Genomic DNA, 13,206 nt, shown 5'->3' with positions numbered 1-13,206 from the left:
TCCAAAGGATAGCAGTTATCAGCGGCGAATATTAGCAAAAACCCGGCGAACGCCGGGTTTCTCTCAGTAGCCTCGCTGTCTGTCGACCTGTCCGGTCACCGCGTTACCCTTCTCTATTTCGCTGATGGTATGCGAGATGTACGCCACGGCCTCCGCCGGTCGCGTCACGGCCGCAATATGGGGCGTCATCGCCACGCGCGGATGTGCCCAGAGCGGGCTGTCTTTTGGCAGCGGTTCGCGGCTATACACATCCAGCATTGCGCCTTTCAGTTTACCGCTATCCAGCGCTTTCAGCAGATCGTCTTCCACAACGTGTACCCCGCGCGCCAGGTTCATTAAGTAGCTGTCTTCTGCCAACTGGTTGAGGAGCGTGCCATTGATAATGCCGACCGTTTCCGCCGTATTCGGCAGCAGGTTAATGAGGACGCGAGTCCCTTTCAGGAACGCCGGGAGTTCGTCCGTTCCGGCAAAGCTCTCGACGCCCGGATACTCCTTACGGCTCCGGCTCCAGCAGCGCAGTGGGAAGCCCCACGGGGCGAGCGCTTCGGCGACTTTTGAGCCCAGTACACCCGCGCCGAGGATGCCGATGGTGAAATCTTCACGCTGATAATCCGGGAGCGGTTCCCAGTGGGATTGCTGTTTGAACGCCTGATAATCGTCGAAGCGGCGGAACCAGTGCAGCACCTGGCTCACGGCATATTCCTGCATCTGCTGCCCCATACCGGTATCTTCCAGACGAAACAGGGGAATATCTTCCGGCAGCATTTCAGGGTGTGCCTTCAGCTTACTGAGAATGGAATCCACCCCTGCACCAAGAGCAAACACCGCCTTCAAACGGCGTCCCTGAAGCATTTCGACCGGGGGATGCCAGACCAGCGCGTAGTCGGCATGTTCATTATCGCCCTGTTTCCATTCGCGAACGCGTGCGCCAGGCAGAGCCGCCGTGAGCGCGCTAATCCAGTAAGCCGTATCAAAAGTGGGGTGATAGAAGATAATATCCATAGTCATTGCCTTTTATTGCGCTGTTTTATTTTCATTTTCAACTGGCTTGCCAGCATAACAAATTTATCGCTAAACCGCGTTGCTGATAAAAGAGGCGCATTTCGCACATTTAGGAATCAGGTTGCCTGAAGTTTGTCTAAACACGCTAAATTACTGAAAAAGTGGGTTGACGGCAGTACGGCTTTTCCTTACATTAGCGCCCGTCCCGACAACAACGGGATGACAATATGGTGAGGTGTCCGAGTGGCTGAAGGAGCACGCCTGGAAAGTGTGTATACGGCAACGTATCGGGGGTTCGAATCCCCCCCTCACCGCCATATTTGAAAAAGAGCTCGCATGAAAATGCGGGCTTTTTTTTCACATGTTGCACGCCTGTGGGGGATTCGAACTTTGCAGCCCCTGCGGTAATTGTGTCGGGTGGCGCTACGCTTACCCGACCTACAAAAAGCTAGTCTTCAACCATCTTTGCATACTCTTCGGTGAGAAAATCCACCAGCGTCCTGACCGATGGCAGCAGGCCGCGCCGGGAAGGATACACCGCATGGATCACTTCCCGTCTGGGTTCCCAGGCATTCAGCACCCGAACAAGTTCACCTGAAGCCAGCTGATCCTTCACCATCAAAATGGGCAGCTGTACCACGCCCACGCCCGCCATCGCCGCCTCCCGCAGCGCCAACATGTCGGTAGTCACCAGGCGCGGCGTGAAGTGAATTTCTGCCTTTGCGCCCTCCGGCCCGTTCAATTCCCACTTATGCAGGTGCTTGCCCGCCCCCATACTTAACCCCGGCCACTCGCTGAGTTCAGAGGGCATCGCCGGGTTGCCCATCCGTTCAATCAGTGCCGGCCCGGCAACCAGACAGTGTCCCCTGTCCGCCAGCACCCTTAATACCAGATCGCTGTCATCAAACGGGCGCGGACGAACGCGGATCGCCACATCCACCCCCTCCGCCACCAGATCGACCCGGCGGTTGGTGGCTTCGAGCTGAAGGTTGATCCCCGGATAGCGCGCCATAAACCGCGCCAGCATGGGCCCCACGTGAACGTGCAGCAAGGTGACAGGACAGGTGATCCGGACCATACCACGCGGCTCAGCCTGTAAAGCAGCCACCGCCTCCTCCGCAGCTTCAGCCTCCACCAGCATAGCTTTACAGTGCTGATAGAATGTCTGCCCCACCTCCGTCACCGCAAACTGCCGCGTGGTACGTTGTATCAACCGAACACCCAGGCGTTCCTCCAGCTGCGCAATCCGACGGCTCAGTTTCGACTTAGGCTGATCGAGCGCCCGACCCGCCGCTGCAAAGCCGCCATGCTCCACCACCTTCACAAACCATACGAAATCATTGAGGTCCTGCATACGCCTCCATTGTTCCATTTAAGGAACAGTGAATGTCATTTTTGCTATCTACCGGGATATTAACCCTGAATATAAGCTAATTCCATCAACAGGACATCAGGAGTTAATCATGAAAAACGTAACAGGCGTGTATACCGCACCTCGTCCGCACTGGGTCGGTGACGGTTTTCCGGTTCGTTCGATGTTTTCTTACCAGACGCATGGCGAGCCCCTGAGCCCGTTCCTGCTGCTGGACTACGCCGGACCGCATACCTTCCCGGCGGATGGCGCGAAACGCGGCGTGGGCGAGCATCCTCATCGCGGTTTTGAAACGGTAACCATCGTCTACTCAGGCGAAGTGGAGCACCGTGATTCAACCGGCAGAGGCGGCGTTATTGGTCCAGGTGACGTGCAGTGGATGACGGCGGGCGCAGGCATTTTGCACGAGGAGTTCCACTCCAGCGCGTTTTCGCAGAAAGGCGGTGAACTGAAAATGATGCAGCTGTGGGTCAACCTGCCCGCCAAAGACAAAATGGCGACGCCTGGCTACCAGAGCATCACTCAGGCGGATATCCCGGTGGTCACCCTGCCAGATAACAGCGGAACATTGCGCGTGATTGCTGGCCGCTTTGGAGAGGTAACCGGCCCGGCGCATACCTTCTCACCGCTGAACGTGTGGGATCTCGCGCTGCATCAGGGTAGCCACCTGACGCTTAATCAGCCCGAAGGCTGGAGCACGGCGCTGGTTGTCGTTGAAGGCAGCGTGACGGTGAACGGCACCACGCCTGCCGGTGAGGCGCAACTGGTCGTGCTGAGCCAGAGCGGTGACAAACTGCATCTCGAAGCCAGCAGCGATGCCAAAGTGCTGCTGATGGCCGGGGAGCCGCTGAATGAACCCATCGTGGGCTATGGCCCGTTTGTGATGAACAGTAAAACCGAAATCGCCGAGGCTATTCGCGATTTCAACTCCGGCCGCTTTGGCCAAATCTAAACGTAAAAAGGAGCGCATTATGTCTACCCCTGCAAACTTCAACGGTGCACGTCCCGTTATTGACGTAAACGATGCCGTTATGCTGCTTATCGATCACCAGAGCGGGCTGTTCCAGACCGTTGGAGACATGCCAATGCCTGAGCTGCGCGCCCGTGCAGCAGCGCTGGCAAAAATCGCCTCGCTGGCGAAGATCCCGGTGATCACCACGGCGTCGGTTCCACAGGGACCGAACGGCCCGCTTATCCCGGAGATCCACGCCAACGCGCCGCACGCACAGTATGTCGCACGCAAGGGTGAGATCAACGCCTGGGATAACCCGGAGTTCGTGGCGGCGGTGAAAGCCACCGGGCGCAAAACGCTGATTATCGCGGGGACGATCACCAGCGTCTGCATGGCCTTCCCGTCCATCAATGCGGTGGCGGACGGATATAAAGTATTTGCGGTGATTGATGCCTCTGGCACCTACAGCAAAATGGCGCAGGAGATCACCCTGGCGCGCGTGGTGCAGGCAGGCGTGGTGCCGATGGACACGGCAGCCGTTGCTTCCGAAATTCAGCGCACGTGGAACCGTGAAGATGCGGGTGAATGGGCTGAGGTGTACACACACATCTTCCCGGCCTACCAGCTGCTGATCGAAAGCTACAGCAAAGCGCAGGACGTGGTGAAAAATAGCGAAGTGCTCGATTCGCAGCGTTAATCCTGCGCGCTGCGACATAAGCTGATTAAGGCTTAACCGAACAAGCACGAATGCTGAAAATCTGCTTGACCGTTTTAGCGCAACTCCCTATAGTAGCGCCCCGTTGCCCCCCAAGCGGTCAGGCAGCAAAACAATATGGTGAGGTGTCCGAGTGGCTGAAGGAGCACGCCTGGAAAGTGTGTATACGGCAACGTATCGGGGGTTCGAATCCCCCCCTCACCGCCATATTTGAAGAAGAGCTCGCATGAAAATGCGGGCTTTTTTTTCGCATGTTGTACGCCTTTGGGGGGAATGAGAGCCCCCGACCGGGGTTCGACAACTGGCGCAGCCAGTTGGACAGACTGAGAGCGTAGCGAACAGGCTGCCCGCAGGGCGAGCGCAGCGAGTCAATCCCCCCCTCACCGCCATATTTGAAGAAGAGCTCGCATGAAAATGCGGGCTTTTTTTTTCGCATGTTGTACGCCTTTGGGGGGAATGAGAACCCCCGACCGGGGTTCGACAACTGGCGCAGCCAGTTGGACAGACTGAGAGCGTAGCGAACAGGCTGCCCGCAGGGCGAGCGCAGCGAGTCAATCCCCCCCGGTGCTATATGCAGTTCGGTGCGGCCTGAGCCCCTCACCCTAACCCTCTCCCCAGGGAAGAGGGGGTAAAATGCACAAAAAACAAAGCCCGGTTTCCCGGGCCTTGAACACAACAGAATATTCAATAATACGCTTGTAACGTGCGCTGGCAGAGCGCCGAGCGGACGCAATCCTCTTTTGTGAAGCGTACCACCCCTATCATCTCATCTTCCTCAAAACGTGACATGGCATCGCTCAGGCCAGACTTAACGCCCGACGGCAGGTCACACTGGGTAATATCGCCGTTGACGATCACCGTCACGTTCTCCCCGAGGCGCGTTAAAAACATCTTCATTTGCGCAGCGGTCACGTTCTGAGCCTCGTCAAGAATAACGACCGCATTTTCAAATGTACGTCCGCGCATATAGGCGAACGGCGCGATTTCCACCTTGCCAATCTCTGGTCGCAGGCAGTACTGCATAAAGGAAGCGCCCAACCGCTTCACCAGCACGTCATAGACGGGCCTGAAGTACGGGGCAAACTTCTCGGAAATATCGCCGGGCAGGAAGCCCAGATCTTCATCCGCTTGCAGTACCGGACGGGTAACGATGATCCTTTCCACGTCCTTATGAATCAGCGCCTCCGCCGCTTTGGCGGCGCTGATCCAGGTTTTCCCGCATCCGGCTTCCCCGGTTGCAAAGATGAGCTGTTTACTCTCGATAGCATTCAGGTAGTGCGCCTGAGCTTCATTTCGCGCCACAATTGGCGATGCATCGCGGCTGTCCCGCGCCATGCCAATCGATTCTACGCCGCTCATCTGCACAAGCGAGGTGACCGATTCTTCTTCACGCTGTTTATGACTACGTGAATCCCGTCTCAGCACACGTTTTGCTTCGCGACGAGCTTTGATCACTGCTTTCTGTCTTCCCATGGATAGCACCTTGAGTTGTTGGTATTCATCACACGCGCCAGCATCGGCACGATTATGCGCACGAACATCAGAGGGTTGGCTTCCTTGTAAGCCATTGCTTGCATTACCGGATGACGATATACAACGGCTACGCGCACCGTTATGCACGTCGGTAGAAAAAGGTTGTTGAGGTGAAGGAGATAATTTGGTGGTGAAGAAATCGCTGCCGGAGTCTGAGCCTCCGCGCCGGGTACTGCGGTTGATGTGTTTACCTTGTCCAGTACAGGACGCAACCATTCGCGATCTCCATAGTGAGTTAACATCACTGCCGGGAACTACCGCTGTCTTCTCTTAAGTACATCAGGAATTATCATAAATGCAACATTTATTTTACCTGAATGCAACTTTTCGGACTGCCCCTACATGGAAAATCAGTCTTATATAGAAATATTACAGAAATATAACAATAAGATAGTCCGGGAAAAAAATAATGTCCCCGCGAACTGTCGCAGGGACGATTATCAGGCTTCTATGAGACCCTGAGCGAGCCAGGCGTTCGCGTCACGCGCGCCGGGCAGGGCAAAGAAATAGCCGCCGCCGATGGGCTTAATGTACTCTTCCAGCGCTTCGCCGTTGAGCCGCTTCTGCACGGTGAGGAATCCTTTCTCCAGATCGTGCTGATAGCAGACAAACAGCAGTCCCATATCAAGCTGCCCGGAGTTGGTCACCCCCAGCGAGTAGCTGTAACCCCTGCGCATCATCAGGCTGGATTGCGTCTCTTTGGTGCGAGGATTGGCGAGGCGAATATGGCTGTCCAGCGCGATGACATCCCCGTTCGGATCGCGGGCGTAGTCGGGTTCATCGTGCTCGAGCTTCATGCCGAGCGGTGCGCCGGTTTGCTTATCGCGGCCGAAGATAGTCTGCTGCTCTTTCAGCGGCGTGCGGTCCCAGAACTCCACGTGAAACTGAATGATACGCACCGCCTGATAGCTGCCGCCCACCGCCCAGGCCGGTTCGCCCTGATCCGCCGTAACCCAGACCACCTTGTTCATCAACGCGGTATTGCTGCTGTCCGGGTTGGCGGTACCGTCTTTGAAGCCCAGCAGGTTGACCGGCGTCTCTTTCCCTTTACTGCGCGCGGCGTGGTCAGAGATAAAACCTTCCCGCTTCCAGCGCACGCTCAGCAGATCCGGGGTGTGCTTGATAATATCGCGCAGGGCGTGGATCACCGTATCCTGGGTATTAGCGCAGATCTGCAACAGCAGATCGCCGTGGCACAGCGCCGCGTCGAGAGAATCATTCGGGAATCGCGTCATTTTTTGCAGCGCTTTCGGCTTCTGCTTCGCCAGACCGTAGCGATCATCAAATAGTGATTCCCCCACCGACACGGTGATGGTCAGATTATCGGGAGCGATAAACGCCCCGAGGATCCCGGAATCCATCGGCGGCAGGCGCGGATTCGGTGTTTCCGGTGCCGGACCGCCGGCGGTGAGGAAGGCAATGCGCGTGGTTAATAGCCTGAACAGACGCTCAAGGTCGGCCTTATCACTCGCCAACGAATCGAAAGCCACCAGCATCATCGAGGCCTGCTGCGGCGTCAGGATCCCCGCCTGGTGCTCACCATAAAACGGCTGCGTTTCCATACGCGCGTCCGGGGAGAGCGTGCCGGGGGCGCTTTGCGGTTTTGCCGCATGCGCCACCGGACAGCCGCCCGCCAGGGCAAACGCGCCGCCCAGCGCCCCTACCCCTTTTAACAACCGACGTCGGGAAGGTTCCGCCACGTCGTACTCGTCATGCTCGTTCATCGCTTAATCCAGACCCAGTACGCCACGCAGCAGGGAGAGATCTTCCGCCAGCGTCGTAATCGGGCCTTTCAGCGCGTTACGGTCAGCATCGGTCAGCTTGTCGTAGGTTTCGAACCCGTCTTTGGTGCGGTATTTCGACAGGATAGCGTCAACTTTCTTAAAATTGGCATCCACTTTCGCCAGCAGTTCGCCGTTCTCTTTTTGCAGTTGTGGCCGCAGCAGATCGACAATTTTCTGTGCGCCGTCAACGTTTGCCTGGAAGTCCCACAGGTCGGTGTGGCTGTAACGATCTTCTTCACCGCTGATTTTGCTGGCGGCTACTTCTTCAATTAGGCCCGCTGCGCCACCCACCACTTTCGACGGTGGGAATGCCAGCTCGCTGATGCGTTTTTGCAGCTCCAGCACGTCGCTGTTTAGCTGCTCGGCGTATTTCTCCATCCCCCTGGTGGAGTTATCGCCAAACAGGGCTTTTTCCAGACGGTGGAAGCCGGTGAATTTCGGATCGGCGGCCTTCTGCTCGTAGTCGTCTTCACGGGCGTCAATGCTGCCATCGAGGTCAGAGAACAGCTCGGCAATCGGCTCGATGCGCTCGTAGTGCTGACGTGTAGGCGCATACAGGGATTTCGCTTTTTCGATATCGCCCGCTTTCACCGCGTCGGTAAAGGCTTTGGTGCCTGCCACCAGGTCCGCCGTCTCTTTGGTGACGTAGGCTTTATAGGCGGTAATAGCGTCGCCGAGACTCAGCAGCGCCGTGCCTTTGGCCGCGTCCGCCGTCGCTGCGCCTTTGACGATCAGCTTACCTTTCGGGTTAGTCAGCAGGCCGCAGGTCATGTCATATTCCCCGGGCTGAAGATTTGCGGTCATCTTCTGGCTGAAGCCCGGCGCGATATTCTCGCGCTCTTCCACCACCATCACGCCTTTCAGGATTTCCCACTCCAGCGCCTTCTGGCTGTGGTTCTGAATAATAAACTGGGTTTTACCGCTGTTAACCGTGATGGTCATCGGCTCACACTGTTTATCGTTGACGGTGACTTTGACCTGCGGAATATCTGCTGCCTGAGCGGCGAAGGCATACACGAACAGCGCGGCGATGCCTGCGCATAACGCACTACGACGGAACTGAATGGCCATGACTCTTCCCTTTAAAGTATGTTGTAACTTAAACAGCACTTACGGCGCAACGCGCGACGTCTGCGAGCCGGTACGCGGCGGCATAGCGAACAGGATCAGCGCCGGAACCAGATAGATAAAGTACATCGCCACTTCGCTGACGCTCGGCGTTTCCTGGTAGCCGAAGATCCCTTCAAGCAGGGTACCGGTCAGTGAATGGGTCGACAGGACGTTGCTGAGATCGAACGCCACGTCCTGGAAGTGGTTCCACAGGCCCGCTTCGTGGAAGGCGCGGATCGCCCCTGCCGCCAGTCCCGCGGCCACCAGCAGAATAAACAGGCTGGTCCACTTGAAGAACGCGCCCAGGTTAAGACGAATGCCGCCCCAGTAGAGCAGGAAACCAAGCACAACCGCCGTGGCCAGCCCGAGCATCGCGCCCAGCGGCGGCCAGATGCCCACGTCCTGCTGAAAAGCCGCGAGCAGGAAGAACACGGACTCCAGGCCTTCACGCGCCACGGCGAAAAAGACCATCATGATCAGCGCCCAGCCGTGGTGGTTGCCTTTTTGCAGGGCGTTATCCACCGCCTGCTCAAGCTGTACCTTCACGTTACGGGAAACTTTGCGCATCCAGAACACCATCCAGGTGAGGATCACCACCGCTATTACGGCAACAATGCCTTCAAACAGCTCCTGCTCTTTCTGCGGAAATTCACCGGTGGTTTCGTTGATAAGAATACCCAGCCCCAGGCAGAGCGCCGCGGCAAGGGAAACGCCAACCCACATCACGCCAATCCAGCGTCCGCGCTGGGTACGCTTCAGATAACTGGCGATAAGGCTAACAATCAGGGCCGCTTCAAGGCCTTCACGTAACATAATGAGAAAAGGAACAAACATGCCGACACCTTAAATGTTTATCGCGGTCAACTGATGCAAAGAAAGGTAAATTCTTGTGATAGTGATTATCATTACGGCAACAAGAAAAACAAGCGAAATGTGTTGCGTTTTGATGACCAGATGTAAACGCATTGCGGAGTAATAATTGCTTGAGTAACCGTTGCGTTTATAAGGTATAACGAAAATGCCCATTTACGGTTAACCGGGGCTGTGGCTAAATGTCCACCTCGAAAACCAACTGAAAATAAACCATGTTTAAAATTGTCCATTTCCTGCTGGCGCTGGTGATTATTCTTGCGCTTGCCTGGCTGGTGAGTTTCGACCGCCGAAAAGTTCGTATTCGTTTCGTTTTACAGCTGATCGTGATTGAAATTGCGCTGGCGTTCTTTTTCCTGCATGCAGAAAGCGGTCTGTTTATTATTAAATACGTCTCCGGTTTCTTTGAGTCGCTGCTTAAATTCGCTGCCGAAGGGACGAATTTTGTCTTTGGCGGGATGGGTGAAAAAGGGCTGGCGTTTATTTTCCTTGGCGTGCTCTGCCCCATTATTTTTATCTCAGCGTTGATCGGTATTCTTCAGCACTGGCGCATTCTGCCGATCTTTATTCGGGTGATCGGGACGCTGCTGTCAAAACTGAACGGCATGGGCAAGCTGGAATCCTTCAACGCGGTGAGCTCGCTGATCCTCGGTCAGTCGGAAAACTTTATTGCCTACAAGGGCGTACTCGGGGATCTCTCCTCGCGTCGTCTGTTTACGATGGCTGCCACGGCTATGTCGACGGTGTCGCTGTCGATTGTCGGGGCCTATATGACCATGCTCGACGCCAGATTTGTCGTCGCGGCGCTGATCCTGAACATGTTCAGCACCTTTATTATTCTTTCGGTCATTAACCCGACCCGCCCGGAAGCGGAGCCGGATATCAAGCTGGAAAAACTGCACGAATCCCAGAGCTTCTTTGAAATGCTGGGCGAGTATATTCTGGCCGGTTTTAAGGTGGCAATGATTATTCTGGCGATGCTGATTGGTTTTATCGCCCTTATTAGCGCCGTTAACGCCCTCTTCTCCAGCATATTTGGCATGAGCTTCCAGCAGATTCTGGGTTATGTGTTTTATCCGCTGGCGTGGCTTATTGGTATTCCGTTGAGCGATGCCTTAAACGCGGGGAGCATTATGGCAACTAAACTGGTGGCGAATGAATTTGTGGCGATGATCGAGCTGCAAAAAATTGCCCATCAAATGTCACCTCGCGGGCTGGGTATTTTGTCCGTGTTCCTGGTGTCGTTCGCTAACTTCGCTTCCATTGGCATTGTGGCGGGGGCAATAAAAGGTCTGAACGAGCAGCAGGGCAACGTGGTGTCGCGGTTTGGTTTGCGTCTGGTGTACGGCGCGACGCTGGTGAGCCTGCTTTCGGCGAGCTTTGCGGGGTTGGTGTTGTAAGTTTTGTGCGGTTAATGCCCGGCGGCGCTTCGCTTGCACGGGCCTACGATACTACAACGGCGGGATTTCCCGCCGTTTTTCATTAAAACTGCACGCACACCGGCTGGTCAACCCGCATCACCGACTCCTGCGCGAAGCGTGACTTATAGATCCCGCGCAACGCTTCAATATTCTTCTCACTCTGCGCATCTTTCCCGTGGATCAGCATCAGCGCCTTGCTCGGCTCGCGCGCCACCTTGCCGTCGTTACCCAGCCACTGACCACGGGCATCAAACACCGTTAAGCCATCGCGAAAACGCGGCGTCACGTCCTGGTCAACAAACTGCTGCCACTCGCTGCCGGTAATCTGCGCCCCTGCCGGGCGATTCAAGCCAAAATAGAGCGTGGTCTGCTGCATCTGGTTATCCGCTTTGCAGGTTTCCACCGGCACGTGCTGCGCGGGTGCGTTACAGCCCGCCAGCATCACGAATGCTGCCATCATTAACCCTGTTTTAATTCTCATTGATGAAGACTCACATAGGTGAAAGGACTATCCCCTCTCCCCACCGGGGAGAGGGTTAGGGTGAGGGGAGATTACTCAGCCTGAAGCTTAGTCGGCGGCGCAGTGTGGTAGTGCGCGTCGGCTTCCGCAAAGCGTTTCTGCATGGAGGCAGACGGTGCTTTACCCAGCAGGCTGAAGACAACGATACCGATGCTGCCGAAGATGAAGCCAGGAATGATTTCGTACAGGCCCAGCCAGGCGAACTGTTTCCAGACGATAACGGTCACCGCACCAATAATCATCCCCGCCAGCGCACCGTTGCGGGTCATGCGTGACCACATGACGGAGAACAGGACTACCGGCCCAAACGCGGCACCGAAGCCCGCCCACGCGTAGCTCACCAGCCCCAGCACGCGGTTTTCCGGGTTTGCTGCCAGCGCAATCGCCACCAGCGCAACCAGCAGCACCATAAAACGCCCTACCCACACCAGCTCTTTCTGGCTCGCGCCCTTACGCAGGAACGCTTTGTAGAGGTCTTCGGTGATGGCGCTGGAGCACACCAGCAGCTGACAGCTCAGGGTGGACATCACCGCAGCCAGGATCGCGGAGAGCAGAATACCGGCAATCCAAGGGTTAAACAGAATCTGCGCCAGTTCGATGAACACGCGCTCGGCGTTCTGGTTCACCGCGCCCGCCTGCGCCGGGTTGTTGTTAAAGTACGCAATGCCGAAGAAGCCAACCGCGCACGCGCCCGCCAGACACAGGATCATCCACGTCATGCTGATGCGACGCGCGTGAACGATGGTATGGTGAGAATCCGCCGCCATGAAACGCGCCAGAATGTGCGGCTGGCCGAAGTAGCCCAGGCCCCAGCCCATCAGGGAGACGATGGCGACAAAGTTCAGCCCTTTCAGCATATCGACGTTTTCGATGCTCTTCTGCTTGATCACTTCCAGCGATTCGCCAAAGCCGCCGACGGTGAAAATGACAATCACCGGAGTCAGGATCAGGGCGAAGATCATCAGGCTCGCCTGCACGGTGTCGGTCCAGCTTACCGCCAGGAATCCGCCCACGAAGGTATAGAGGATGGTCGCGGCCGCACCGGCCCACAGGGCGGTTTCATAGCTCATGCCGAAAGTACTTTCGAACAGACGCGCGCCCGCCACGATGCCGGAAGCACAGTAGATGGTGAAGAACAGCAGGATCACCACCGCAGAGATAATGCGCAGGATACGGCTGTTATCTTCAAAGCGTCCGGTGAAGTAGTCCGGCAGCGTCAGGGCGTTGTTGTTGGCTTCGGTATGCACACGCAGACGGCCTGCTACCAGCTTCCAGTTGATCCATGCGCCAACGGTCAGGCCGATGGCGATCCAGCTTTCGGAGATACCGGAGATGAAAATCGCGCCCGGCAGCCCCATCAGCAGCCAGCCGCTCATGTCGGAAGCGCCCGCAGAGAGTGCGGTGACCATCGGGCCTAAGCTGCGCCCGCCGAGGATGTAGTCGTCAAAGTTTTTAGTGGAACGCCATGCCAAAAACCCTATCAGGATCATGCCAAAAATATAAACGAGAAATGTCACCAGCATCGGTGTGCTAATAGCCATTCAAATTCTCCAAAATGTCGAGCGACAACCGTCCGGGTTGCCTTGTTATGTCATCACCGGAACGTAGTGATGTGTGTATGTGTTTCCGTTGGGCGCGCTATCCTGCCGTATACGCATCCCACTGACAAACGATTTAACACTGCATTTACATGAATTTCATCACTGGTTTTATACGTCTTTCCTATAGGTTGCACTCGCTCACGCTTTTACGGGTTGCACCTTTAAAAAGTGTTAAGCACCGCATAAAAACTGGGCTCAGAAACGGCCGCACGTTCTTTTTCACAGCTAACTAATCGTTAACAATCCATTCATTTTCCAGCTTGCAGACCAGGTCACATTTAACACGGTTGCACAAAGTTGCAACATGGTGGATATTTCACGCTATC

Annotated in this window: 11 protein-coding genes and 2 tRNA genes; 5 read left to right on the top strand and 8 right to left on the bottom strand. The window is 55.9% G+C overall.

What is annotated here, in order from left to right; all coding sequences use genetic code 11:
- Positions 1–63 precede the first annotated feature (63 nt).
- Positions 64–1,002 carry a glyoxylate/hydroxypyruvate reductase GhrA gene (gene ghrA / locus BFV63_RS07905; protein ID WP_032608987.1) on the bottom strand — a complete coding sequence of 313 codons (939 nt, stop codon included), beginning with the start codon at positions 1,000–1,002 and terminating at the stop codon, positions 64–66.
- Positions 1,003–1,231: 229 nt separating this feature from the next.
- Here ghrA and BFV63_RS07900 point away from each other — a divergent pair.
- Positions 1,232–1,319 (top strand) — tRNA-Ser (locus BFV63_RS07900).
- Positions 1,320–1,450: 131 nt separating this feature from the next.
- Here the strand turns inward: BFV63_RS07900 and BFV63_RS07895 are convergent.
- Positions 1,451–2,356 (bottom strand): LysR family transcriptional regulator, encoded by a 906-nt coding sequence (locus BFV63_RS07895; RefSeq protein ID WP_023324439.1) that lies wholly within the window; start codon positions 2,354–2,356, stop codon positions 1,451–1,453.
- A 109-nt stretch (positions 2,357–2,465) separates the two neighbouring features.
- Here BFV63_RS07895 and BFV63_RS07890 point away from each other — a divergent pair, with 109 nt between their 5' ends.
- The 3 genes from BFV63_RS07890 (at position 2,466) to BFV63_RS07880 (ending at position 4,248) form a co-directional block, all read left to right on the top strand.
- Positions 2,466–3,326: a pirin family protein gene (locus tag BFV63_RS07890; RefSeq protein WP_003858066.1), complete on the top strand. Its 861-nt coding sequence runs from the start codon at positions 2,466–2,468 to the stop codon at positions 3,324–3,326.
- A gap of 19 nt (positions 3,327–3,345) precedes the next feature.
- The gene (locus tag BFV63_RS07885) at positions 3,346–4,023 is read left to right on the top strand and encodes an isochorismatase family protein (protein WP_048241045.1); all 678 of its coding nucleotides are present in this window, start codon (positions 3,346–3,348) and stop codon (positions 4,021–4,023) included.
- A gap of 137 nt (positions 4,024–4,160) precedes the next feature.
- Positions 4,161–4,248 (top strand) — tRNA-Ser (locus BFV63_RS07880).
- Positions 4,249–4,725: 477 nt separating this feature from the next.
- On the opposite strand, the gene phoH is transcribed toward BFV63_RS07880, so the two are convergent.
- The 4 genes from phoH to efeU form a co-directional block, all read right to left on the bottom strand.
- The gene (gene phoH / locus BFV63_RS07875) at positions 4,726–5,514 is read right to left on the bottom strand and encodes a phosphate starvation-inducible protein PhoH (protein WP_003858070.1); all 789 of its coding nucleotides are present in this window, start codon (positions 5,512–5,514) and stop codon (positions 4,726–4,728) included.
- A 500-nt stretch (positions 5,515–6,014) separates the two neighbouring features.
- A complete protein-coding gene (gene efeB, locus BFV63_RS07870) occupies positions 6,015–7,298 on the bottom strand; it encodes an iron uptake transporter deferrochelatase/peroxidase subunit (RefSeq protein ID WP_003858074.1) in 1,284 nt (427 codons plus the stop codon).
- Between the two features lie 3 nt (positions 7,299–7,301).
- Positions 7,302–8,429, bottom strand: a complete 1,128-nt coding sequence (gene efeO, locus BFV63_RS07865; RefSeq protein WP_048241047.1) for an iron uptake system protein EfeO — start codon at positions 8,427–8,429, stop codon at positions 7,302–7,304.
- Between the two features lie 39 nt (positions 8,430–8,468).
- Positions 8,469–9,302: an iron uptake transporter permease EfeU gene (gene efeU, locus BFV63_RS07860; protein ID WP_023324436.1), complete on the bottom strand. Its 834-nt coding sequence runs from the start codon at positions 9,300–9,302 to the stop codon at positions 8,469–8,471.
- Positions 9,303–9,553: 251 nt separating this feature from the next.
- Here efeU and BFV63_RS07855 point away from each other — a divergent pair, with 251 nt between their 5' ends.
- The gene (locus BFV63_RS07855) at positions 9,554–10,738 is read left to right on the top strand and encodes a NupC/NupG family nucleoside CNT transporter (protein ID WP_003858081.1); all 1,185 of its coding nucleotides are present in this window, start codon (positions 9,554–9,556) and stop codon (positions 10,736–10,738) included.
- An 82-nt stretch (positions 10,739–10,820) separates the two neighbouring features.
- Here the strand turns inward: BFV63_RS07855 and BFV63_RS07850 are convergent, their stop codons facing one another.
- Positions 10,821–11,240, bottom strand: coding sequence for a DUF3574 domain-containing protein (locus BFV63_RS07850; RefSeq protein WP_048208968.1), 420 nt, complete (start codon positions 11,238–11,240; stop codon positions 10,821–10,823).
- 71 nt (positions 11,241–11,311) lie between these two features.
- A complete protein-coding gene (gene putP / locus BFV63_RS07845; protein ID WP_003858085.1) occupies positions 11,312–12,820 on the bottom strand; it encodes a sodium/proline symporter PutP in 1,509 nt (502 codons plus the stop codon).
- Between the last annotated feature and the right edge of the window lie 386 nt (positions 12,821–13,206).

It is taken from the genome of Enterobacter hormaechei subsp. xiangfangensis, from assembly GCF_001729785.1.
In the GTDB taxonomy this organism is placed as follows: Bacteria; Pseudomonadota; Gammaproteobacteria; order Enterobacterales; family Enterobacteriaceae; genus Enterobacter; species Enterobacter hormaechei_C.
This window is presented reverse-complemented; position numbering and strand designations above follow the sequence as displayed.

What these genes read in the sequence shown, in the direction of transcription:
- ghrA (WP_032608987.1), bottom strand. Translation starts at nt 1,002, where the DNA reads ATGGATATTATCTTCTATCACCCCACTTTTGATACGGCTTACTGGATT.
- BFV63_RS07895 (WP_023324439.1), bottom strand. Translation starts at nt 2,356, where the DNA reads ATGCAGGACCTCAATGATTTCGTATGGTTTGTGAAGGTGGTGGAGCAT.
- BFV63_RS07890 (WP_003858066.1), top strand. Translation starts at nt 2,466, where the DNA reads ATGAAAAACGTAACAGGCGTGTATACCGCACCTCGTCCGCACTGGGTC.
- BFV63_RS07885 (WP_048241045.1), top strand. Translation starts at nt 3,346, where the DNA reads ATGTCTACCCCTGCAAACTTCAACGGTGCACGTCCCGTTATTGACGTA.
- phoH (WP_003858070.1), bottom strand. Translation starts at nt 5,514, where the DNA reads ATGGGAAGACAGAAAGCAGTGATCAAAGCTCGTCGCGAAGCAAAACGT.
- efeB (WP_003858074.1), bottom strand. Translation starts at nt 7,298, where the DNA reads ATGAACGAGCATGACGAGTACGACGTGGCGGAACCTTCCCGACGTCGG.
- efeO (WP_048241047.1), bottom strand. Translation starts at nt 8,429, where the DNA reads ATGGCCATTCAGTTCCGTCGTAGTGCGTTATGCGCAGGCATCGCCGCG.
- efeU (WP_023324436.1), bottom strand. Translation starts at nt 9,302, where the DNA reads ATGTTTGTTCCTTTTCTCATTATGTTACGTGAAGGCCTTGAAGCGGCC.
- BFV63_RS07855 (WP_003858081.1), top strand. Translation starts at nt 9,554, where the DNA reads ATGTTTAAAATTGTCCATTTCCTGCTGGCGCTGGTGATTATTCTTGCG.
- BFV63_RS07850 (WP_048208968.1), bottom strand. Translation starts at nt 11,240, where the DNA reads ATGAGAATTAAAACAGGGTTAATGATGGCAGCATTCGTGATGCTGGCG.
- putP (WP_003858085.1), bottom strand. Translation starts at nt 12,820, where the DNA reads ATGGCTATTAGCACACCGATGCTGGTGACATTTCTCGTTTATATTTTT.